Source organism: Roseibium sp. JB4-4, assembly GCF_055693425.1.
Genome location: NZ_CM146333.1, coordinates 3,130,024 through 3,152,298, shown reverse-complemented (window position 1 = coordinate 3,152,298; position 22,275 = coordinate 3,130,024). Strand labels below are relative to the sequence as shown.

Sequence of the window (22,275 nt, the reverse complement as noted above, 5' to 3'; positions counted from 1 at the left end):
GGTTTGGACAGTACTCTTCAACAGCGGTCAGGCAGCACTGACCTTTTCAGGTTTTGCCATCCATTCCTTGCCGCGCAACATGGCGCGCCAATAGACGGGTGGCAAAATGCGCTCCTTCAAGAGCCATGCAGTCCGCGTTGGCCTGGTCCCGTCCACCAGCCAACGCGGAAAGCTCGGCAACAGTGTTCCACCATAACCGAACTCGGCAAGCACAATCTTGCCGCGCTCAACCGTAAGCGGACAGGATCCATAACCGTCATATTGGGCCGTGGCGCTATGACCTTGTATGTCGGAAACGATATTTTCAGCCACCACTGGTGCTTGTTTGCGTGCAGCTGCCGCGGTTTTGGCATTCGGCGCATTCATGACATCGCCCAGAGACCAGATATTTTCAAACGTCTTGTGCCTGAGAGTCGACTGGTCGACATCGATCCAGCCTGCCGGATCGGCGAGCGGCGAAACCCGGACGAAATCGGGCGCGACTTGGGGTGGTGTCACGTGGATCATGTCAAACTCGACATCAACTCGCTTGGGCTCCGTGTCTGGGGCTTTTACTTCGAAAACCGCTTTTTTGGAGGGCCCGTCGATGGCGATCAGGTTGTGGAAGAAATTCAGGTCGGCGTCATAAAGCTTTATGTATTCCATCAAGGCGGGAACATAGTCCTTGACCCCGAACAGAGCGCCACCGGCATTCATGAACTGAATATCGATCTGGCCAAGCCGTCCTGCCTTGTTCCAGTGATCTGCTGACAGATACATCGCCTTTTGCGGGGCACCGGCACATTTGATCGGCATGGGCGGCTGCGTGAAGACAGCGCGGCCTTCCTGCATCTTTTGAACCAGCTGCCAGGTGTAGGGAGCCATATCGTATCGATAGTTCGATGTGACACCGTTCTTGCCGAGTGTGTCGACCAGGCCTTCGATCTTGTGCCAATCCAGTTTGAGGCCCGGACAAACCACCAGGCGGCCGTATTTCACCACACGGCAGCCATCGAGAAGGATGGCATTGTCCTTCGGTTCGAAGGCGGCAACCGCCGATTTGATCCAGTGCACGCCTTTCGGAATAAGCGATCCCATGGTCCGTGCCGTATCGGAGGCTTGAAAGACCCCGCCGCCGACCATGGTCCACCCTGGCTGGTAGTAGTGCACATCTGCGGGGTCTATTATGGCGATATCCAGATCGGCTTTCCTGGAAAGAAGACTGGAGGCAACCGAAATGCCCGCAGCTCCGCCGCCGACAACCACAATATCGAACCTTGCATCCTCCACCGCATCCGTCGGTGTCCGCCCGCCATTTGCAATCCGGCGCACGACGCCGGCCATGTCGTAACCGGCTACCTTTGTCTGTGACAGAATGTCGGCCAATGGCAGCGTGTCGGCCTGCGACAACGACCAAAGCGTTGCCGAGCGAGTTCCTGTGCGGCAGTAGGCCAGAACCGGTTTTGGCAACTCCTCCATCAATTTGCTGAAGTCGTCCGCATCCTCGTCTTGCACCTTGCCGGCAACAATTGGCAGATAGCGCGCCTCCAGCCCGAGCTTCTTCGCAGCAGCTTCGATTTCCTCAAACACCGGTTGGTCCGCACCTTCTCCATCCGGTCTGTTGCAGATCACGGATCGAAATCCCTGTTGTGCGATGTCTGCCAGATCCTGCGGGCGGATTTGCGGGGCTACCGAGATGCGTTCATTGATGGGTTTCATGGGATTGCCGCCTCCTGTCGGCACCGACTGAAAATCGTCAGCTTGCGCCTTCCCGCATCCCCTCGCTCAGGAGATGCGGGTTGGCGTTCTTCGTTCTCCGGGTTTCAGAGGCCGTTTACCGGCACCTTCAGGAAGGTTTTGCCATTGTCTTCCGACGGAGGAAGTTGGCCGGCGCGCATATTCACCTGAAGCGAGGGAATAATGAGCTTCGGCATGTCCAATACGGCATCGCGTTCCGTGCGGAACTTGACGAACTCGGATTTCGTCTTGCCACCACCGACGTGAATGTTGTGTTCCTTTTCGTCGCCAACAGTCGTTTCCCATTGAATGTCCCGGCCATTCGGGCCGTAGTCGTGACACATGAACAATCGCATGGCGTCCGGCAGGGCGAGCAGCTTTTGAATGGAATCGTAGAGCATTGCGGCATCGCCGCCCGGAAAGTCAGCGCGGGCAGAACCGCCATCTGGCATGAACAGCGTGTCCCCAACAAAGGCCGCGTCGCCCATGACGTGAACCATGCAGGCAGGTGTATGACCGGGCGTGTAAATCACGAACGCAGTCAGCTCACCGATCTGATAGGTGTCGCCGTCCTTGAACAGTTTGTCGAACTGGCTTCCGTCCCGCTGGAACTCGGTGCCCTCGTTGAACACCTTTCCGAAGGTTTCCTGAACAACAGTGATCTTTTCGCCGATACCCAGCTTTCCGCCGAGCTTTTCCTGAATGTAGGGAGCGGCAGAAAGATGATCCGCGTGTACATGCGTTTCGATCAGCCATTCCAGCTTCAGGTCTTTTTCCTGGATATAGGCAATGATCTCGTCGGCATGATCGTACGTGATCCTGCCAGCCGCATAGTCGATATCCATGACGCTGTCGACAACCGCACAGGCCTTGGTGGCCGGGTCCTTGACCACGTAACTGATTGTGTTCGTTGCCGGGTCAAAGAAAGCTTTGACCTCCGGTGTGCGGGTCATGTCGACCGGGTAATTCGATGTGCTCATGTTCATCTCCCTAAAGCTTGTCGCTGCCTGGATCAGGCTTGCGCCGTGTCTGTCCGATAACGTGTCGAGATTGCCCATCTTGCTGCCAGCATGCCTGCGATGATCGCAGCGAATGTCATCAAGGGTTCCATCAGCCCAATCCCCAGGACCGGGACCAGACCGCCCGGGCAGAAGCCGCTCAACCCCCAACCGATGCCGAAAACGGCCGAACCACCGACAAGTCTGGTGTCCAGATCCTGCTTTGTTGGAAGTGTGAAGGCCTGTGCCAAAAGCGGTTGTTGCATGCGGAAAATCAGTCGGTAGCCGATTGCGGTGACAAGCAAGGCACCTCCCATCACGAAGGCGAGGCTCGGATCCCAGGTTCCGGCCACGTCGAAGAAGTTCAGAACCTTGGCCGGATTGCCCATTCCGGAGATCAGAATGCCGCATCCGAAGAGGAGGCCGAAGGAGAATGCAAATAGAAGTCTCATTTCATCAGCCTCCGAAAACGTGCCTGGTCAGATAAACGGTGGTCGCAGCTGTCACCATGAAGGTCACGGTCGCCACAAATGAACGGCCGGACAGCCTGGACATTCCGCACACGCCGTGACCGCTGGTGCATCCCGAGCCGAATGTTGTGCCGACGCCGGTCAGAAAACCGCCGACGACCAGAAGCAGAGGTGAAGACGGGATGGAGATTGCTGGAAGCTGACCGCTGAGACCAAGAAAGATCAGCGGGCTTGCTATCATGCCGGCCAGAAAGGCTGCTCGCCACGCCCAGTCTTGGTTGAGTTGCGTGGTCAGAAAGCCGCTGACGATGCCATTGATGCCGGCAATACGGCCGTGAACGGCCATCAGCGCAACTGCGGCAAGGCCGATCAGAACGCCGCCGCCGAAGCTGAGTAGGGGTGTGAATTCGGTCATGATGAGCCCTTTGTTACTATATGTTCGAATATATGAATATAATAAAAAAGTAGCAAGTGACTTTCGACATCAACCAAAAGGGAGACTGGTTAAAAAGAACAGTCTGGCAGCATGTCGGAATTTGCGGCAACCTGCCTTGAATGCTGTTACGCAGATGATGCGACGACCTGGGGAGGGGCGCAGATGACGATCAATCGGGCTTTGTCGACCGCATGCATGCTTGCCATATACGCGGCTGGCGGAAACATGGCCCTGGCCGCAGATGACGATATCAGGGTCTCTTTGAAGCTTTTCGGCAAGGAAGATATCGAACAGGGGATTGATCGGTGTCGTTTTTCACTTTGGCAAGGTGACAGGGATCCGAATGCGGACCGGTACGCTTTTCTGTTTCATGCCAATGCGGCAAATAACGGCTACCAGGGCCCGGCCCGCGTCAAGATAGGTGAAACCGTTTACGCGCTCTCCCGTTTGGCGGAGGGAGGCGAGAGTATCAACGGCCTTGCCTCGCAGTACTTCTATGCCACTGAAGACCGGGAAATCCGGGTACATGTCGAGTTCAATGACGTGGGACTTTCAGGTGAACTCTATCGGATCAAAGATGCCGATATGACCGTCATTCAGAAGGGTAAGGTCCCGTTTGTTGCCAGTGCAAAAGGCCATCTGGGGTGCCTACAGCCGCTTGCGCAATCGGCCAAGGCAACGCCAGTCCGCGAACCTGAAACGCGAGTGCCGGGACCGCCAAACGGTATTCCGATCGGCCGCCAGACAATCCTGGATGATATGTCTCAATTGCCACCGGAAGCCGTTCAGCTTGTGCGTGAAAGTGCCGGTGATGAATGCGATGTCGACGGGTTTCACGCCTGGGGTGGCGCACGATATGTCATCAATGACTACTATCTGCTTTGGGAAGTGCCCTGCATCTCGGCTGCCTATCAGGCCGCAACAGCGCTTGTGGTCACGCAAAACCCGCCACAGGGCTGGGGCAATCTCCTGACGTTGCCCAATCCTCCCGGTAAAGACGGTGAAACCTACCAGGCCATGAATGCGGATATTCTCGGTCCGAAAGGGTTCATCCGTACGACCAGCCTCAATCGTGGTGTTGGTGATTGCGGCAGCTACCGTGTTCACCGGCTGATAGATGCCCCGGGCGAAGTTCTGGAGCTCGAACTTCTGGAATTCAGAGAGAAGTCTGAGTGCGACGGTATCGAAATGGCACCGGAGGATTGGCCGCTTATTTTTCAGGCGTACTGACAGGTTTGACCGAATTGGTTGGCTGTTCGGCCAGCACGACTTCGGTTCCGTCCACGCGTTTGCGGGTCATGGCGCCTGACACGAGGAGCGCGGGATTATCGGCAGGGTCCGGAATATGAACATCGGTCCTTGGGCCTGAAAACTCACCCATCGGCCGCAGGATGTCTTCATGCACGACACTGCCGACGAACAGCGGGCTGATTTGGCCTGCGTCAAGGATTTCGTAGCGGCTTGGCCAGAGGCGAAGCACCCATCGTCCGCTCTCTGTTCCCGTGTCGTCATTGCGTATAAGCACAAGATCAGGCTGACGCCCGTTTTGAGTGCGCGGCAGAATGGGGAGTGAGTCGGGTGGCGTCTTGCCTTCTACGAAACCGCCTGCAGTTGTCAGGGACCATTTCGGCGGTTGTTGCCAGCCGTGTTTTTCCGCGGCAGTTGCAAAGGATCCAAGCGGGCCCGAATACTGGATGACCAAGGGCTCTTCCCTGTCGCCATTCAATTCGATCCGATTGGCCGGCAGGGCCATCCAGCCTCCCTCACGCCAACTGGTGGCGGTCATGATTTCCTTGTGGTCGCGGGGTTGATAGGTCACGAGCGCCTGATCGAAGCTTGTCGACAGATGCCATCCTCCAAAAACCGCCAGTGTGAGAACCACAAGGGAGCCTATCGTCAACTGGCCAATTTTTTCATTGTGAATTGGACCGAATACAAAAGCGAACGCAGACACCATGGCTGTTCCGAACAGCAGGCCCGCCAGCACGTCGGACATCCAATGCGCGCCGAGATAGACCCGTGAAAAGCCGATCGTAATCACGAAGGCAGCGGTAATGGTGAATATGGCGGCTTTTGCCCATCGATTGAGGTCATGAGCAGCCAAGACGGCGCAAATGCCGAAAAGAACCGCATTGAGCGTGGCATGACCGCTTGGAAAGCTGTAGGCGTCGGCCCCACTATAAAGTTCGATCGGCCTTGATCGATGCAGAAGCAGTTTGAACAAAGGCACGAACATTGCGGTGCCGGCCATTGCGATAACAAAGCCGATGCCGCGCCGCCAGGCTTTTCGAACAAAGAGATAACCTGCGACGACAACCGCGACAGCGGTCACCACGATCCCGTCGCCGAGCGTCGTCATGAAAACCATGATCTTGTCGCCGGCCGGTGTGCGCAGACTGTCGAAAAGATTCAAGATTGCAAGGTCGGCGCGCACCAGCGGTTCGCCGGGGGCAACCTCGCTTACGACCCAGAAAAATGCCGGCATGCTGATCAGCAGCAACAAGGCGGAGGCAAGCATGCCGCTTGATCGTGGGTGTGCCGGGTCGAAGTTTCGAGCGATCCATTGTGACACCGGATTCCGGTGCCTTGCGAACCAGCTGACGATTGCCGCATGGGCGTTCGGAAAGAGAGGCAGGATAATCAGGATCAGCCAGCGGCCAAGCATGACAGCCAGGAAGATGATCAAGAGCAGGACACCGAGCACGAGCGCAAGGCGGCCGCTGATTTCGCCGATCGCACTCAGAGCGGACCCTGCAATGATACCCGGTCCCAGATGTGCTACCGCCCACGCAAATGCAGATGTGACGTTCACGACAGTAAAGCGGGAGAAATTCATGCCCGCCATGCCTGCAATGCCGGGAACCACCGATTTCACTCCCGGCACGAAGCGTCCGATAAAGACGCTTTTGCCGCCATGCTGTTTGAAGAATGCCTCGCCGCTGTCGAGCATGTGGGTATAATTTCGAAGCGGCCACATTTTTCTGATCTTGTCTTTGAACTTCCAGCCAATCCAGTAGGAAATGGCATCGCCCGCGGTCGCGCCGAGCGTGGTCCAAATGAAGATCGGCACCGGATCCAGATTGCCGAGCCCAATCAGTGTTCCAGCCCCCACAAGAACAACGGTTGTCGGGACGAACAATCCGATGATGAACAGAGCTTCGCCCATGGCGGCCAGAAAACAGATTATGCCTGCCAGAGATGGGTTTTCGGCTATGAACGTCAGAACTGGATCAAGAAATTCGGTCACAGAAATCTGTCTGTTGGATCAGGTATCAAAATCAATTGCAGAAACCGCCCGACATTGCTTTCGTGGCGGTATCAACTGTTGCTTCATATAAGCGCACATGCGTTCATCCAATAGCGAAAAATGGGTTTCTCACGTTGTTCATCTGCTCTGACGTGAAGCAGAGTTCTAAACATGCGGGTGCTCAACGCCGCGCGCGCCATGCTTTTTCTGGAGGCTTTGATGTTTGAATCAGCACGTTTACCGCAGAAAATGACAAAGAAGACTTTCAAGAAAATGGAGCCGGAGATCCGTGAGGCATTGCTGTCAGCGCAGCTGCCGGTCGTTGAAAAGCAGTCTTTTTCCACGCTGATTCTGGTCGATGGTCTGGACGGGGCAGGCAAGGGTGAGGCTGTCGCCAGGCTCTATGGCTGGATGGACGCCCGTCATCTTGTTTGCAACGCTTACGGTGAACCGATGGACGAAGCGCGGCTGCGCCCACCGCTTTGGCGCTATTGGCGCGATTTGCCAGCAAAGGGCGAAACAGCCATCGTTTTCGGCAGCTGGTACCAGTCGATCTTGCGTGATCTGATTTACAAGCGGATCGACGAAGACGCTTTTGAAAAGGCACTGGTGCGAATCCGCCGCTTTGAAGAGATGCTGTCCAACGAAGACGTGCTCATTCTCAAATTCTGGTTCTACCTGCCCAAAAAAGAGCAGGAAAAGCGTCTCGCTTCAATCTCAAAGAAGCATGCCGCCCGTCATGTTCTTGCTGACTGGGCGGCGCTCAAGCATCACAAGAAGGCCAGTGAAGCAGGTGAAAAAATCATTCTTGAGACCTCCAAGGGATATGCACCCTGGTTCGTGATTCCCTCGCAGGATCCTGAATACCGGGATGTCGCCTTGGCTCAAACCGTTGCCCGGTCAATGAAGCTGAAACTCGAAGATGGTGAGCCAAGATCCGTCGCAGCCCCGCCGGTCGTCGGTGGTCTGACACGCGAGACTGCAGTTGACACAATTGACCTGACCGAATCGCTCGAAAAAGCCGAATATGTGGAACAGCGGGAACGTTACCAGACGATCCTGTCGGAGCTCTCAGACCGCAAGGCCATGACCAAAACAGGCGTGGTTCTTGTCTTTCAGGGCAACGATGCAGCCGGCAAGGGTGGAGCTATCCGCCGTGTGATCCGCCCACTCGACCCGCGTATCTACAAGGTTCATCCCATTTCGGCCCCAACCGATGAGGAAAAGGCACGTCCCTATCTTTGGCGGTTCTGGCGGCGCTTACCGCGCAAAGGTCATTTCGCGATTTTTGATCGGTCCTGGTACGAGCGCGTTCTGGTTGAGCGTGTTGAGGGTTTTGCAGGTCATGAAGACTGGTTGCGGGCCTACAACGAAATCAACGAATTCGAACAGGAACTGACGGATTTCGGGTTTATCGTCTGCAAATTCTGGCTGGCGATTTCCGAGGATGAGCAGTTGCGCCGGTTCAAGGCGCGGGAAGATACGGCCTACAAGCAGCACAAGATCACCGACGAGGATTGGCGCAACCGATTGAAATGGGATCAGTATGCGATCGCAGCAGGAGACATGGTCGACAGGACGTCTACGCACTATGCCCCTTGGACACTTGTCTCGTCCGAAAACAAGCGCCATGCCCGGGTGAAAGTCCTCAAAACAATTTGCGAACGGCTGGACGACCGGCTGGAGAAGTGATTTGCAAGGCAAGTGCGGCGCTTGGCGACTTTGGTGAACTCGCAAACACGCGGATGCCGTTGCTAAAAGGTCAAAGCGACTGTGCCAGATAGTCCATGGCTGCCTGAGTACCACCCTTGCCATGCGGAATTCCGAGCCGTTGAAACCCGAGTTCAACAACTGAAAGGGTGCCAAGCAGCATAACCGCATTGACGTGACCCATATGCGCGATCCGGATACCCTTGCCGGAAAGGTCTCCAATAGTGCCCCCGACGGTCACGCCACAGACTTCCTTGGTAAACTCGCGCAGTGCGGCTGCATTTCCCTCTCCAATCTTGAGCACCGTGACGCTGTTGGAGCGAGCGGGTGGTTCGCTGACGTTGAAGCTCACAGCGCCGCCTTCCGACCACACCTGAATTGCTCGGCGGGTCGCTTCACCTAAAAGCGCATGCCTATGCCAGGAATTTTCCAGGCCTTCCTCAAAAAGCAATTCCAGCGCTTTGCGGAAACCGAACAAAAGGTGCTCTGGCGGCGTTCCGCAGTATTTTTGGTAATGTTCTGCTCCCTGACGGAATGTCCAGTCAGTGTAGTTGGTCCTGAGGTCTGCAGACTTGTGAGCTTCGTCTGCTTTTGGTCCTGCAGCGACAAAGGAGAGCCCGGGAGGGCACATCAGACCCTTCTGGGATCCGGTGAGCGCGACATCAACTCCCCAGGCATCCATTTCAAAAGGCATGCAGCCAAGCGAGGCAATGGTATCGACCATGAATAGGGCCGGGTGTCCGGCGGCATCAATTGCTTGTCGCAGAGCAGCGATGTCATTCCAGACACCAGACGCCGTGTCGACTTGCACCACCAGCACGGCCCGAATTTCGTGCGACTTGTCCTGGGCAAGACGTTCTTCAAGGCGTTTGGGATCCACACTCTTCTCCCAGGAGCCCGGCAAGACTTCGACATTCAACCCATTGATTTCTCCAGCTTCTCCCCAGCCGAGTGCAAAACGGCCTGATTCCAGCACCAATACCTTGTCGCCTCGCCGAAGCGTATTGCACAAGGCTGCATCCCAGGCTCCGTGGCCGTTGGAGGCGTAGATGTAGGTCTTGCCTTGGGTTCGGAATGTTTCCTTGAGCTTGGCAAGGCAATAATCAGTGGTTTCCAACAAAGGCCCTTCGTAGATATCCACGGCGGGGCGGTGCATGGCGCGCAGCACTTCGTCGGGCACATTCGTCGGGCCGGGGATCATCAAAAACTCTTTGCCATTGCGCAGCGTCACGGGGAGATCCTTGTTTTTCCAGCTGAGGTCAGAACGGATTTATTGGAAGGGTTGGTTTGAAGGCGGATGCCAAAATTGTCGCTACAGCCCTATCCGTCAAGACCGCAACAATGCTGAACGTGGGTGTTGATTGTCTGCCCTACCGTCGGCTTGTTGCAATTGCGAACAGAGGGATGGAGCAATTGTGATAGCTTAATCTTGACGTGTCAAAAAGGACGCGTGAACCCAGGTGGGTTTTAACGCTCTGAAAACAAAGACAATTAGCCAGTCGGTTGAAGGTCGGGAATAAGTCACGCCCTGCAGTTGAACAGAATATACCTTGTTTCCTCTAAGCAATTTCTTCAAGTTACAACCGGTCGGTATCGTCAGTTAGGCGTTGCAGCATGATCCTGGTAAATGAAGGTGAAAGCCCTGTTATTCTGTGCCTGCCTCACAGCGGCACGGACGTACCCAAAGCTGTGTCAAAACGACTGAATGCAACAGGACGCCTGCAGGCGGACCTGTCCTGGCAACTGGACCGCGTATTTGACTTTCACCATACCCTGGATGTGACTTTTATTCGCTCGACGGTGTCCCGCTATGTGATCGATCTGGACAAGTCCGTCGATGAGAGCGACGGCGATCTTTGTCCGGTGACGACACTTGATGGAAAACGGATCTATCAGGAAGACGAGGAGCCCGGTCCAACCGAGACCGAGCAACGTGAACTGCTCTTTTATGATCCGTTCCACAAGGCTTTGAGGCAACAGCTGAATAGGTTGTTGAAGAGGCATGGCAAGGTCATTCTGCTGGATTGCCAGTCCATGCGCTCACATATTAAGGGCGTGACCGGCAAAGGTCTGCCTTTGGTCAGTGTCGGCAGCATGGACGGCAGGTCAACCGACCTCGACCTCCGCAACCTCCTTGTTGGTTCGTTTCAAGGTCTTCCAGGTTTCTCAATCAGTGTTGACGAGCACGCAAAGGGCGGGTTGATAACGCGCACCTTCGGGCAACCGGACCGTGGTGTGCACGCCATGTCGCTGCTTTTGGCGCAACGCGCCTATCTGCGACATGAATCGCCGCCGTTTGAGCCTGACAAGACCCGCGTTGAACGTTTGCGCGAAGTGCTTCAGGACATGTTGACCAGACTGATCGACTGGACTGCGCTTCCGGACAAAAACGGAAATGAGGCAAGTCACGTCGAAATCAGCCAGGAACTGGAAGCTGACAACGATCAATCCGGCAAGATGGCTGACGATGAAGTCGGTGCGCCAAACGGCCAAGAGACAGGGCGTCGCGAGGACGCCGATATGGAGCTGGAGCCGGTAGAAGCCGCGCAGTCGATGTCACAAGACGGCGGCGAACCGGAAATAGGCGCATCTGACGATCCGCCGGAAAAACCGCTTCTGGTTGCCGAGTGACACCGTCACTGTGCCAATCGATTGAGGCATGCCAACTCGTATTCGCCGTTAGACCATCAACGCCCTCCCGGTGCCCAATCGCCCTGTGCTGCAACTGAATTTCCTGAGTTAAGGGAATTGCACAGTCTATAAAGCAAAAAGCGCGTATCGGTGCATCCGGCAAGGCGTCGATGGCAATTGTCAGGCAGTTGATTCCCTTAGAAAAAGGCCTGCAGGCCGGTCTGCGCCCGACCGAGGATCAACGCATGAATGTCATGCGTTCCTTCATAGGTGTTCACTGTTTCCAGGTTCTGCGCGTGGCGCATGACATGATATTCTTCCTGGATACCGTTGCCGCCGTGCATATCGCGTGACTGGCGGGCAATATCCAGTGCTTTTCCGCAATTGTTGCGCTTGATGAGCGAGATCATTTCCGGAGCAACATTGCCGGCGTCGAACAGCCGGCCAACGCGGAGCGCTGCCTGAAGGCCGAGCGTGATCTCGGTCTGCATGTCCGCCAGTTTTTTCTGAAACAGCTGTGTCTGTGCCAGCGGTCTGCCAAATTGTTCCCTGTCGAGGCCATATTGCAGGGCACGGGTCCAACAGTCTTCAGCAGCGCCCATTGAGCCCCAGGCAATGCCGTAGCGAGCCCGGTTCAGGCAACCAAACGGCCCTTTTAGTCCGGAAACATTGGGCAATAGAGCGTCTTCACCAACCTCTACGCCATCCATGACGATTTCCCCGGTGATCGAAGCGCGCAGGGAGAGCTTGCCTCCAACTTTCGGAGCGCTAAGGCCTTTCGTGCCCTTGTCGAGTACAAACCCGCGGATGGCTCCGTCATGCACTTCAGATTTTGCCCAGACGACAAAGACATCGGCAATTGGAGCGTTTGAGATCCACATCTTGGTGCCCGTCAACCGGTAGCCGCCATCGGTCTTCTCCGCGCGCGTACGCATGCCCGCGGGGTCAGAACCGGCGTCGGGTTCTGTAAGGCCGAAACAGCCGACATACTCACCGGTGGCAAGCTTTGGCAGATATTTCTGCCGCTGTTCTTCCGAGCCATAAGCGTAAATTGGATACATGACCAACGATGATTGAACACTCATCATGGACCGATAGCCACTGTCGACACGTTCAATTTCCCGCGCGACAACACCATAGGAAACATAAGATGCCCCAGCGCAGCCGTAGTCTTCGGGCAACGTTACACCGAGCAGGCCAAGCTCACCCATTTCATTGAAGATTTCCCGGTCAGTCTTTTCCTCCCGGTAGGCTTCGATGATGCGCGGCTGAAGCTTGTCTTGCGCAAAGGCGCGCGCCGTATCCTGAATCAGCTGTTCATCTTCGTTCAGCTGGCTTCTCAGCTGGAACGGATCTTGCCAATCGAAGGTGCCGCCACCTGCTGGCGAGGATTTGATTTGAGCCGGTGCATTCATGACTGTGTTCTCCCGCGGGGCTGTCGAGGCTGCTGAATTCGGCGTCTCGTGACAGTGTTCATTCTGTTTCCTCTGGTTTTAGTGCAATTACGTTTGCAGAAAAGCGAAACCTGCTCCATGGTTCATGACAAAATGGAATGAACTGAAAGCAATCGCCATGCGCCGTGCATTCGTCCCACCCGCCGATACGCTGATCGCCTTTGAATGCGCAGCCCGGCATTTGAGTTTCACACGTGCCGCAGAAGAGCTGCACCTGACACAAGGCGCGATCTCAAAACAGGTGCGCCAACTGGAAGACAGACTGGGCGTGGAGCTGTTTCGCCGTGTGCGGCAGCGCATAGTGCTGACGGATGCTGGCCGGCTCTACCTGCACGACATTCGTGGTGCGCTTGAGCAAATGACTGCGGCCACGCGCCAGGTTATGTCCTATGCCGGTAGCGCAGACGTTCTGAACCTTGCCGTTCTGCCGACATTCGGCACACGCTGGCTAGCACCCCGTCTCGCAGGGTTTGCGCGCCGGTATCCGGATGCCGGGCTGAACTTGAGTGTGCGCCTGCAGCCATTCGATTTTGGCGAAGAGCCGTTCGATGGTGCAATTCATCATGGAGATCCGGTCTGGGCCGGCGCGATTGCCGAACACTTGTTCGACGAAGAGGTTGTTCCGGTCGCATCCCGGGCATTTAGAGACAGGCACGAGATACGTTCGCCCCAGGACCTTGTCCGTGTGCCGCGGCTGCAACTGGCAACAAGGCCGTTTGCCTGGAGGCAATGGTTCGATCTTGCTGGTGTGGAAACCGATGCTGCATTCCAAGGCGCGCGTTTTGAACAGTTTGTCATGATCTCGGAAGCCGCCATCCATCATGCGGGTGCTGCGCTCATTCCACGCTTTTTCGTAGAGGCGGAACTCTCCTCCGGCCGTCTGGTGCGCCTGTTTGACCTCTCCGTAATGCAACAAAGCGCTTATTATTTTGTCTATCCGGAAGGACGCACGCTGCACCCGGTCGTTTCCGCATTCCGTCAATGGCTGATGGAAGAAGCCCGCGCCGCGCGTACGGCGCGCGAAACCATGCTCCCGGGGTGATCTTCAAACGCCTCCATGCTTGCGATCGTTCTGAGCACGAATTGCCGAAACGTTCCAATGGACGGAGTGATACACTTTGGAACTGGACCGCCGCTTGATCTGGCTCGAAACATCTCCACATGCGCGATGCAATCAGTTATCTGGACCGGATCTGAAGACATCACCGCGAACACCTGAGCGGAAGGGACAGAACCTTGGACAAACAGCATCTGCGGCTGATCTTAAACGGTAAATCTGCTGGCCGGAGCGACGTAAGGGCTGCCGTTGAGGCGGTGCGCACCATGGGTCATGAAGTATCGGTTCGGGTCACTTTCGAAGCCGGAGATATCACCCGGCTGGCTCGGGAGGCCCTCAGGGATTATCAGGATCAAAAGATCGACACACTCGTCAGTGGCGGTGGTGATGGAACGCTTCACGAGGTCGTCGATGCCGTTCTGCACAGCTTGCCGGAAGGTGAAAGCCCCCCTTCGCCTTTGCCGTGCTGCCGCTTGGCACCGCCAATGATTTCGCGCGGCACATTCGCCTGGACCCTTCAGATATCACCTCCTGTCTCCGATTTGCCGCCAGGGCAAGTGCCAAGCCGATGGATATAGGTGAGGTCAACGGTTGTTCCTTCGTCAATATGGCAACTGGGGGGTTCGGCACGCAGGTCACGGCGCAGACCGATCCCAACCTGAAGCGCGTGCTGGGTGGGGCCGCCTATCTATTTACCGGTCTCAACCGCTTTTCCGAGCTTGCAGCCTGCCAGGCACGGATCGAGGCGGAGGGATTTGAGTGGGAAGGCGCTTTTCTCGCCCTTGCCATTGGCAACGGCCGCCGCGCCGGCGGCGGCATTCGCCTCTGCCCCCGTGCCAAACTGGACGACGGTTTCCTCGATCTGACAATCCTTCCCTTCCCAAAGTCAGGAAAGGCCATAGACCTTCTCCAAACCCTCCTCGACAGGGGCGCCGATGATCTGACACACGGCCTGATCATGCGACGAGTTCGCCATGTTAAGATCGAAACCGAAAAGTCTGTCCAATTCAACCTCGACGGCGAACCCAGAAATGGACAGTCCTGGCAGATTGCGATAAGGCATCACTGCATCGAAATGCGGCGTTGAGGTTCAGAAGTCTCGTGTGTTGTGGGCGTGAGCAGCTAGTGCAAAGCCAAGGATTGCTTCTAAGCTATCCGATTGAATAATGAAAAGAAGAAGAAACCGGCGGAATGGACGAGTATCAACTCAAGAATTTCTTGAAATTCGTGCCAGTTAGGATGGGTCTTGTCCCAAGAAAACGGCTGTTCGTTCATATTCCCAAAAACGGTGGAATGGCAATCAGGCACGCCGCAGAACTGCAAAGTTGTTTGATCCTAGCCAACCGAAGAAGATTGGTCAGCAAAAACTATGCAGATGACCTCAGAGAACATATGTTGAAAAAGGGTGCGACACCGGCCTATGAACACGCCCGCTATCGCGATATTGACGTTTGTGTCAGACAGGCGTGCCGCGCATTTGCCATTGTAAGAAACCCGTGGTCTAGAACAGTGTCGCGTTTTAAGTTTGCGCTACAGACGCGCAAGAATGGTGCTGGAAAGGCAGATTACAACAAATCCACTTTTGAAAAGTTTTTGGCGGAGCGTCACTCCTTTGGTGCGGAGCCATATTATTGGCACAGGGCAATCCGAAGCTGGTACCCGCAACGAGACTATGTCGTCGATGAAAATGAAATGATAGTGCCAGACATCCTGCGCCAAGAATACTTAGGTGACGAACTTGGGCGTTATTTGGGCCTGAAATCGATTCTGAAACACAGAAACATTAGCACAGGTGCGCGGACTGATTATCGTGAAATCTATACACGTGAGACGCTTCAAACTGTTGCAGACTGGTACGCTGTCGACATTGAATTATTCGGATTCGACTTCGATACACCAGCGACTAAAAACTTTTATTCTGTCAGTTAGGTGCCTTCAATGGGCGATCAGCTAACCGGGACGTTGATCCAGCATCGTATTTTGGAGGCCTTCGGAACGCCGGCTGCAGATGCACTTACCGTTCCGGCTGACGGAGTCGTTGCAGTGATACTAGCTTTCAACGAAGCTCTCCGTTTCCCATTTTTTCTAAAACACTATCGCGAACTCGGCATTCGTCACTTCATTGTAGTCGATAACATGTCGAATGACGGAACCTCGGACTTCCTTGCGGCCCAAACAGATGTGAGTGTTATTCGAACTGAAAAACCCTACAGTGAATACAAATCGGTTTGGCGGCAGTTGCTATGTGAACGGTATTTGCTTGGGCGTTGGACGCTGTTCCCAGACGTTGACGAGCTTTTGGTCTATCCTGGTTGGCCCGGGCGGAAGATTGATGATCTGGTCAGCTCATTGGACAATCGGCAATTTCAAGCACTTTTTTGCCCGATGGTCGACATGTATCCCAAGGGTCCGCTAAAGCAATTTAGCTACAATGTCGGTGATAGCTTTCTTGATCGGTGCTCATATTTTGACCCCAAAGGATATCGATACAACCCACTTAAAGGCAGCCACGGTAAGCGTTACAAGACGCCCGCTCGGCATATTTTTGGAGGAACTCGTGAAAGGTTATTTCACCAGAATTCGAAACGACGGAAGACATGGCTAGACAAGGGACTTCTTTCTCTCATTTTTTCAGTCCGCACACGGGCTCCAGAAAGCGATCTAGGACGAAGGTGCGATCAATTTTTGTTCAAGTTGGTGAAAAGCGCCGTACCGGATACGGCTGCGGTACAAAGTAAAGTCCCACTTCTAAAATGGGATCATGGCTACATGTTCTCCGGCGGTGTTCATGGAATTGACAAGAAGATCAGTATTGCACCTGAGTGGGGTGTTCTTCTGCATTTCAAGTATTTGGACGATTTCCGGAGCAAGATTGCAGAAGCACTGGAAAGAAAGCAACATACTGACAATGCGGGTCACTATCGGGACTACGAAACCCAACTAGACAGGCTTATGAATGGCGGTTTGTTTTACAGCGGAAGTAAGAAATTCACTGGAGTAGACTCGCTCATTGAATGCGGGCTCATGCGCGATATCGGTGGTTAATTATAGCCATCACGTTCACTCGTCGTAATAACTGTTAAATGATTTGTTCCTGAACAGCGCGCAAATACGCCGATGGCCGACCTCGATCAGTTCGAAATCTCGGGCTAACAAATAGTTGATTACTGGAACAAGTGTACTTTCCTGCCTAAGACCTCGTTCAAATCCAAGATCGGCAGTAATATACTCGATTTTGTCTAAATTTTCCCCTATTCCATTCAATATTTCCGGCTCGGCACCTTCGGCTTCAAGTTTGAGGAGTTTGATTTTTCTATCTATGTATTGTTCTAGGCGCCGGCTCTGTACGATAACCATCTCATCATAATCCGGTGGCTCTATCAGGCTTGAATCGGCACCTTGGGAACTGACATAGAATGTCATCTCCCCGTCGCGATCCCAAAGTCCGACATTGTGGGCGACGCCCGGTTTTACATTTACCTGGAGACACGCAAATTCGTTCGGACTTGGCTCGAAACCGACATAATCGACTTTGAGTTTATTGATCTCGAACCAGAGTTTAAAATCACCAACATTCGCACCGCAATCAAAAACGCAGTCTCCATCTTTGAAATCAATTTTCGAAAGAAAGTAGGCGACTCCCAAGTTGTTCGCACGTGTTATAAGTCCGTTTGCGTAGGCAAGATGCCCTTGTCGTTCATGACAAAAGTTGTACGAGAAGTCGGGTAGAGCTTCATCGCGAACCGTATAAAAACAACCATTCCACTCTACGCGAACTGTCAGGTTCAGTTGACGGGCCTTTTTGTTGAACTGAACAGCATACGCTTCTCCACGAGCCTTCAGAATACTTTTTGTTAGGTGCCTGAGGCGGCGATTTTTGATTTTTTGGATAATTTTCACTTAAGAGTTTCCATAGCGTGAGCTTGGCTAAGGACACCTTCAAGTTGTTTGATCAGGGCTCTATTATCAAGGTGGCTGACCGCGTATTCTCTGGACTGATTTGATATCCGGAAAATCTCCATCTCACCCTCAAGTGCGGATTTGATCAATCCTTGGAATCCGATTTGATCCAACTCGTCGACTAAAAAACCAGTTTCTCCTTCGGTAACCAATTCGGGGATTCCAGCGTGTCGGGTTGACAATACTACACAACCGCAGGCCAAGGCTTCTTGAATCGCCGTCGGTGCACCCTCGCCGTCGCCATTGGATCCGGTTACCGAGTGCTGCAGAAAGAACTCGGACATTTGTAGATGTTTCATCACTACGTCATGTGGCTGCTCGCCCAGAAAATTGACCTGATCTTCCATCCCATGCTCTCTGACTATCGCTTGGCACTGTGTAAGCATTCGACCGCCACCGAGAATAGTAAGCCTCGCTTCTGGGTGAGCTTTTGCCTCGCGACAGAAGGCTTCAACCGTAACGTCCGGTCGTTTTTTCTCAATGAGGCTTCCCACCGCCAAAAATGTGCCCATGGTCTTCTTGCCGGGAACAAATTCATCGGTATTGACACCGCTTGGAATGATGTGGCTATTCGGATTGTCGATCCCGTATTGGGCGAGGTTTTTAAGAAGGTACCGAGAAACGAAAAACGCGCCTTTGAGCTTTGGGACTGCGCGCGCGAGGAGCGCGCGCTCTTTAGGAGAATTTAGGCGCGCGGTTGCATCATAGCCGCGGAAGTAAGTATAGATCGGTATTCCTGTACTGCTGAGGCTTTCAGCGACTTCCGAGCCGATACAGCCGAATTCGCATAGCACAACATCGATCTTCTCAGCTCGTAAAAACCTTTTGATAGCAGCTCGTTCAGAGCCGTAAATGCCCCGAACCGGCAGTCTTTGACGTTTCCTGAAGAATGCGCCCAGCTTTACTTGAAGCTTGTGCCATGGAGCTAATGGAATATTGGCTCTGACAAGAAGGTTTCGGGCGTTTCTCTGAGGGCGGGTCTCTTCAGTGCAGCAGACGCTCACACTACCGTTGAAGAGATTTTCGATGTGAAAGTTCACAAAAGTATGATGGGCATCCTCATAAGCGGACGTAAAAATACAGACCTTTGTCAAACCTGTTTCCTCTGACTGTTCACCAACTTCGCCCAGTTTAGAAGTGGCGTCATTCGCCAATGGCTACCCGATTACCAAATCTTAAATATCGATTTTTTCTTTTTTCGGGCCGCCTTTTTGTAAGATGCAGGCGTTGAATTTGACTCAATAAATCCGAAACCAATCTTTTGGTTTTCTTTTACTTGAAACTCCCGTGAAACCAAGTACTCCCGAATAACGGACTTGTATTGCTTATTCTTAATTTCGGCCTTCAGGTTTAGAAATTCCTGTACAACCGCCAAATCAAGAAAGGGGTAGCGTGCTTCCATGCCGAAGGAACCTGCGACCATTTCCTCCTTTGCAAGATAAGCGGCCTGTGTGCTGCCGTAGAAAGAGGACCATGGAAAGCGTCCGAGCAGACTATTGGGGAACATGCCGCCAAAGTTACTGTGCGCAAAGTATTTTCTCCCTCCGTGGCCGTAGTCGGAATAAATCTCGTCAGCTCCGCTCCCAGAAAGATAGACTAATGCGCCTTCATTTTTCGCCCTCATACAAACGCCTGCGAGTATGAGTGCCGCATTGTCTTTGTGGATACTTTTACCCGAACCGAAGTTTTCTCCAGAATCGTTGACAATGTGGTATGGTTGATCTTCGACGTAGTTTTCAATCCACCTACGGAGTTCTTTTAATTTTAGATCAGTTTCATGGATTCTAATTGCCTGATTCCCCGAACGTTCCACTGCCTCGATGCGCCATTTCACAATGTCGGGGTCTTCGCGCCCCTCGACGGTGATAGTCATAAAGCTCTTTTTTTGAGCGATCAGCGATGCAGTGATCGCACCGCTATCGTAACCGCTAGACATGCCAACAAAAGCTTTTCCACGCATGTGTTTGACGCGTTTTGCGACAGCCTGATCGAAGGCTGCAATCCAGTTGCTTAAGTCTGATTTGTATTGGGCGATGTTGAAAGTATAGATTTGGTGTTCAACTATACTCGTGCCATCGAGGCTCATTTCGACAACGTGGTTGGGTTTAAGCTGTCTTATCTCATCAAAACCGAGAACCTTCAGAGGATCTCGGTAGCTAGCGAAACCAAATTCATTGCCGTGAGCGCCAAAAAACAAGGGTTTCGTTCCAAAACAGTCTCTTGCAACGAACAACAAAGATTTTTTAAAATCAGCGATAACAATTGCAAACTCACCATCTAGTTTGGCGAAGCACTCCGAGCCGGATTCTAAGTATAGGTCATAAAGATAATGAGTTTCACTGGCGTATTTTTCCGGGCAATTGTATATTTCTCCGTTGAACATCACGGTTATGGATTCGTCTTCGGAGATATACGGCTGGGGTACATAGTTTCCCCGCATTGAGAGCAGGTTATGGCAGAAGAACATACCGCTAATTGTGTTGCTTTGGGAATAGTCCGGGCCGCGCAATGACATGATCCGATTGAAGTCGGACGAAGTTGGTGCGATCGTCGAGAAAATAAAGCTGCACATTTGTGGCTGATTGTTTACCTTCGCGCAGTGTGAATTGACGGCGTGAAGCCGTAACTTCCTAGCCGAGTTGAAGATACCCCGTGAAATCGCGGATCCTAGGGGCATCCGCAAGTTCTTTTCTGGCGCATCATTTGCACAGCTGCAATTGCGACGCAAGCACACAATCCTACGTGAAGTCTGGCGTTTGTGAGTGGAGGCGTGTAAAGCCGATCCAAGCTCGGTTCTTTCGCAGCATTATTGCGAATGAATGTTAGGGACAAGCCGATCGGCTGGCACGGCTCAAAACTTGGACCAAATGACACATTACGAAAAAACAATAGTGCTTTGCCACGTGCGCGACCTGGACCGTGTTTTGGATTTTCAACGCGACGGCTATAGGATCGCTGCTGGTACTGCGCATATTGGACACGAGTTGCGAGTGCGTCGAGTCGACTATCTGTGCTTGAGTAATTTTGTATCCGACGATCTTCTTTCTGAAAACCTCGATCAAGCATGGCGCGTGCTGGAAGCCGTAGGCGGTAAGACCGAAGGATCGTGGCCAGCAGATCTCAGGTCGGCAGTGCTGACAAAGGTAGCGAAGGCTCTGCTTGCGTTCTATCTCAGGGAGCGTCTCAGGAATCGCCTTGAAACCGAAATCTTTTACACAGCAAGCGGCGCACTCGACAGGTATCTACCAATTGAAAAGCCTGTACCTCTCTCTGCAGCCCTGGCAGCAACAGATGTTAAGCTGAGTGCTAGAGAAGCGCCGGGAGTGATCTGGGGACGGGAATACAGACTCGACTTTCGCTCGTTGAGTGGCAAGCAGATACCACTTTCTGAAGACGGGCTGATAAACATTGCCATCAAACCATCGCCTGGGAAGAAATCGGTGTCCTTGCATCGCATAGCGCTTCGAAGCGCTTGGAAACAGAGAACGTTTCAACCTGGCTTTGAAGTGGCACTGGACGTGCCGAAAGCCCTTGTGCCGGACTGTGTTGAGCAACTCGACATTTCGAACCTGGGGCTTTCTTCTGCAGAATACGATTATGTGCTGCAGACAATCCGGCAAGCTGCGACGGGTTTTTCATCGTATCGCGCTGCAATGGCGGTATTTCTGAAAAGGAACGGTTTGCCGCGGAGCGCCATTCTAAACCACGTTCGTGACGAAGGATTGGCAGGCTTTGCGTCTGCCTTACACGAAACGAATGTCGAATGCCGTTTGTACAGTCACGGCGCGCTAATGTCCCATGGGAATACGTCTCGGCACAAGATTGTCGATACGATTGGCGCAGGCCACTTTAACAGCGCTCCTTCTATGTCTCACTTGGTGCCGCGTTCACCGCTTCAGGTTCAAAAATACGACAACCGGCAAATGGTTGAGAAACTTCCACGTGTAACCGAGCTAGCGAGCGTGCCGACTGAATATGGAACCACCTTCAAACTGTACTATGCGCCAAATTTCCTTCCCTGGCCGCAAAACTTTTGGGGTATATCACCAAGTTGTTTCGACACGGTCCGGTGCATTGAAGAGTTCTGTGCAGTCGTTGCCGACATATCTCATATCGAGTTATTTCTGCGGATAAAAACAACCACCAGCGACACTGCACAAAAGGGTCGAGCTTTCGAAAATAGGGGCCTCTACCCGCAAGATGTCCAGCATGTCCTGGACCCTTCCAATGGAATCATTGACGCGTCTTTCGGTTCGCATAAAACGTATCTGGAAAATGCGGATTTGGTTGTGACTGAGGGGCTGACATCTGTGATGTTTGACGCTCTTGAAGGCCGCAAACCCGTTCTTCTGCTTAACCGTTCGGCTCTTGTCGTACCCTCGATGCCTGCTTGTTCAATTAAAGATCTGCTGGAAAGTGACGGGCGTGCGGCGGTTTATGCCGCTAGCCTCGAAGACCCCTTGCGTAAAGTCATCGAAACGATACATCGCAAGCACAAAGGTCGACCATTGGTGGATAAAGAATTGGAGCGATACGTTTGGCTGCCATGACATCGCCCAGCCAAGTTAGCGGTTGGTATTGAGCGCATCCATTTAC

General features: G+C 53.4%; 19 protein-coding genes. 9 read left to right on the top strand and 10 right to left on the bottom strand.

Annotation, left to right across the window (positions count from 1 at the left end; genetic code table 11):
• Window positions 1-27 precede the first annotated feature (27 nt).
• From ACZ1HV_RS14710 to ACZ1HV_RS14695, 4 genes are all read right to left on the bottom strand, one after another.
• Window positions 28-1,698, bottom strand: coding sequence for a bifunctional protein tyrosine phosphatase family protein/NAD(P)/FAD-dependent oxidoreductase (locus tag ACZ1HV_RS14710; RefSeq protein WP_472715583.1), 1,671 nt, complete (start codon window positions 1,696-1,698; stop codon window positions 28-30).
• 104 nt (window positions 1,699-1,802) lie between these two features.
• Entirely contained in the window at window positions 1,803-2,696 is an 894-nt protein-coding gene (locus tag ACZ1HV_RS14705; protein WP_298821622.1) for an MBL fold metallo-hydrolase, read from the bottom strand.
• Between the two features lie 32 nt (window positions 2,697-2,728).
• Window positions 2,729-3,166: a DUF6691 family protein gene (locus ACZ1HV_RS14700; RefSeq protein ID WP_472715582.1), complete on the bottom strand. Its 438-nt coding sequence runs from the start codon at window positions 3,164-3,166 to the stop codon at window positions 2,729-2,731.
• A gap of 4 nt (window positions 3,167-3,170) precedes the next feature.
• Window positions 3,171-3,599, bottom strand: coding sequence for a YeeE/YedE family protein (locus tag ACZ1HV_RS14695; protein WP_472715581.1), 429 nt, complete (start codon window positions 3,597-3,599; stop codon window positions 3,171-3,173).
• A gap of 183 nt (window positions 3,600-3,782) precedes the next feature.
• On the opposite strand from ACZ1HV_RS14695, the gene ACZ1HV_RS14690 reads away from it, so the two are divergent.
• On the top strand, window positions 3,783-4,850 hold the full coding sequence (locus tag ACZ1HV_RS14690) for a DUF1176 domain-containing protein (RefSeq protein ID WP_472715580.1): 1,068 nt from the start codon (window positions 3,783-3,785) through the stop codon (window positions 4,848-4,850).
• On the opposite strand, the gene ACZ1HV_RS14685 is transcribed toward ACZ1HV_RS14690, so the two are convergent.
• Entirely contained in the window at window positions 4,831-6,867 is a 2,037-nt protein-coding gene (locus ACZ1HV_RS14685; protein WP_298821614.1) for a bifunctional DedA family/phosphatase PAP2 family protein, read from the bottom strand. The two genes, ACZ1HV_RS14690 and ACZ1HV_RS14685, sit on opposite strands and share 20 nt — an antisense overlap.
• Before the next feature lie 219 nt (window positions 6,868-7,086).
• Here ACZ1HV_RS14685 and pap point away from each other — a divergent pair, with 219 nt between their 5' ends.
• A complete protein-coding gene (pap, locus tag ACZ1HV_RS14680) occupies window positions 7,087-8,559 on the top strand; it encodes a polyphosphate:AMP phosphotransferase (RefSeq protein WP_298821612.1) in 1,473 nt (490 codons plus the stop codon).
• 70 nt (window positions 8,560-8,629) lie between these two features.
• On the opposite strand, the gene ACZ1HV_RS14675 is transcribed toward pap, so the two are convergent.
• Entirely contained in the window at window positions 8,630-9,808 is a 1,179-nt protein-coding gene (locus ACZ1HV_RS14675; protein ID WP_472715579.1) for a pyridoxal-phosphate-dependent aminotransferase family protein, read from the bottom strand.
• Window positions 9,809-10,191: 383 nt separating this feature from the next.
• Between ACZ1HV_RS14675 and ACZ1HV_RS14670 the strand changes: the two genes are divergently transcribed.
• Window positions 10,192-11,208 (top strand): N-formylglutamate amidohydrolase, encoded by a 1,017-nt coding sequence (locus ACZ1HV_RS14670; protein WP_472715578.1) that lies wholly within the window; start codon window positions 10,192-10,194, stop codon window positions 11,206-11,208.
• Window positions 11,209-11,405: 197 nt separating this feature from the next.
• Here ACZ1HV_RS14670 and ACZ1HV_RS14665 read toward each other — a convergent pair whose 3' ends face one another.
• Entirely contained in the window at window positions 11,406-12,623 is a 1,218-nt protein-coding gene (locus ACZ1HV_RS14665; RefSeq protein ID WP_472715577.1) for an acyl-CoA dehydrogenase, read from the bottom strand.
• A 157-nt stretch (window positions 12,624-12,780) separates the two neighbouring features.
• On the opposite strand from ACZ1HV_RS14665, the gene ACZ1HV_RS14660 reads away from it, so the two are divergent.
• The 5 genes from ACZ1HV_RS14660 (at window position 12,781) to ACZ1HV_RS14640 (ending at window position 16,764) form a co-directional block, all read left to right on the top strand.
• Window positions 12,781-13,704: a LysR substrate-binding domain-containing protein gene (locus ACZ1HV_RS14660; protein WP_472718451.1), complete on the top strand. Its 924-nt coding sequence runs from the start codon at window positions 12,781-12,783 to the stop codon at window positions 13,702-13,704.
• A 194-nt stretch (window positions 13,705-13,898) separates the two neighbouring features.
• Entirely contained in the window at window positions 13,899-14,297 is a 399-nt protein-coding gene (locus ACZ1HV_RS14655; RefSeq protein ID WP_472715576.1) for a diacylglycerol kinase family protein, read from the top strand.
• Window positions 14,183-14,806, top strand: a complete 624-nt coding sequence (locus ACZ1HV_RS14650; RefSeq protein WP_472715575.1) for a YegS/Rv2252/BmrU family lipid kinase — start codon at window positions 14,183-14,185, stop codon at window positions 14,804-14,806. The genes ACZ1HV_RS14655 and ACZ1HV_RS14650 overlap by 115 nt, the downstream gene beginning before the upstream one ends.
• A 104-nt stretch (window positions 14,807-14,910) precedes the next feature.
• Window positions 14,911-15,648, top strand: coding sequence for a sulfotransferase family 2 domain-containing protein (locus ACZ1HV_RS14645; RefSeq protein WP_472715574.1), 738 nt, complete (start codon window positions 14,911-14,913; stop codon window positions 15,646-15,648).
• Window positions 15,649-15,657: 9 nt separating this feature from the next.
• The gene (locus tag ACZ1HV_RS14640; RefSeq protein ID WP_472715573.1) at window positions 15,658-16,764 is read left to right on the top strand and encodes a glycosyltransferase family 2 protein; all 1,107 of its coding nucleotides are present in this window, start codon (window positions 15,658-15,660) and stop codon (window positions 16,762-16,764) included.
• Window positions 16,765-16,779: 15 nt separating this feature from the next.
• Here the strand turns inward: ACZ1HV_RS14640 and ACZ1HV_RS14635 are convergent, their stop codons facing one another.
• Genes ACZ1HV_RS14635 through ACZ1HV_RS14625 form a run of 3 tightly spaced genes read right to left on the bottom strand, consistent with a single transcriptional unit; the run spans window position 16,780 to window position 20,188 of the window.
• On the bottom strand, window positions 16,780-17,619 hold the full coding sequence (locus ACZ1HV_RS14635; protein ID WP_472715572.1) for an FkbM family methyltransferase: 840 nt from the start codon (window positions 17,617-17,619) through the stop codon (window positions 16,780-16,782).
• Window positions 17,616-18,833 carry a glycosyltransferase gene (locus tag ACZ1HV_RS14630; RefSeq protein ID WP_472715571.1) on the bottom strand — a complete coding sequence of 406 codons (1,218 nt, stop codon included), beginning with the start codon at window positions 18,831-18,833 and terminating at the stop codon, window positions 17,616-17,618. The genes ACZ1HV_RS14635 and ACZ1HV_RS14630 overlap by 4 nt, the downstream gene beginning before the upstream one ends.
• A gap of 11 nt (window positions 18,834-18,844) precedes the next feature.
• Window positions 18,845-20,188: an asparagine synthase-related protein gene (locus ACZ1HV_RS14625; RefSeq protein WP_472715570.1), complete on the bottom strand. Its 1,344-nt coding sequence runs from the start codon at window positions 20,186-20,188 to the stop codon at window positions 18,845-18,847.
• Between the two features lie 358 nt (window positions 20,189-20,546).
• Here ACZ1HV_RS14625 and ACZ1HV_RS14620 point away from each other — a divergent pair, with 358 nt between their 5' ends.
• Window positions 20,547-22,229, top strand: coding sequence for a hypothetical protein (locus ACZ1HV_RS14620; protein ID WP_472715569.1), 1,683 nt, complete (start codon window positions 20,547-20,549; stop codon window positions 22,227-22,229).
• Window positions 22,230-22,275 lie beyond the last annotated feature (46 nt).

Coding starts and splice junctions, on each gene's coding strand:
- ACZ1HV_RS14690 (WP_472715580.1), top strand. CDS start 3,783: ATGACGATCAATCGGGCTTTGTCGACCGCATGCATGCTTGCCATATAC.
- ACZ1HV_RS14620 (WP_472715569.1), top strand. CDS start 20,547: ATGACACATTACGAAAAAACAATAGTGCTTTGCCACGTGCGCGACCTG.
- ACZ1HV_RS14710 (WP_472715583.1), bottom strand. CDS start 1,698: ATGAAACCCATCAATGAACGCATCTCGGTAGCCCCGCAAATCCGCCCG.
- ACZ1HV_RS14705 (WP_298821622.1), bottom strand. CDS start 2,696: ATGAGCACATCGAATTACCCGGTCGACATGACCCGCACACCGGAGGTC.
- ACZ1HV_RS14645 (WP_472715574.1), top strand. CDS start 14,911: ATGGACGAGTATCAACTCAAGAATTTCTTGAAATTCGTGCCAGTTAGG.
- ACZ1HV_RS14660 (WP_472718451.1), top strand. CDS start 12,781: ATGCGCCGTGCATTCGTCCCACCCGCCGATACGCTGATCGCCTTTGAA.
- ACZ1HV_RS14665 (WP_472715577.1), bottom strand. CDS start 12,623: ATGAATGCACCGGCTCAAATCAAATCCTCGCCAGCAGGTGGCGGCACC.
- ACZ1HV_RS14670 (WP_472715578.1), top strand. CDS start 10,192: ATGATCCTGGTAAATGAAGGTGAAAGCCCTGTTATTCTGTGCCTGCCT.
- ACZ1HV_RS14700 (WP_472715582.1), bottom strand. CDS start 3,166: ATGAGACTTCTATTTGCATTCTCCTTCGGCCTCCTCTTCGGATGCGGC.
- pap (WP_298821612.1), top strand. CDS start 7,087: ATGTTTGAATCAGCACGTTTACCGCAGAAAATGACAAAGAAGACTTTC.
- ACZ1HV_RS14695 (WP_472715581.1), bottom strand. CDS start 3,599: ATGACCGAATTCACACCCCTACTCAGCTTCGGCGGCGGCGTTCTGATC.
- ACZ1HV_RS14640 (WP_472715573.1), top strand. CDS start 15,658: ATGGGCGATCAGCTAACCGGGACGTTGATCCAGCATCGTATTTTGGAG.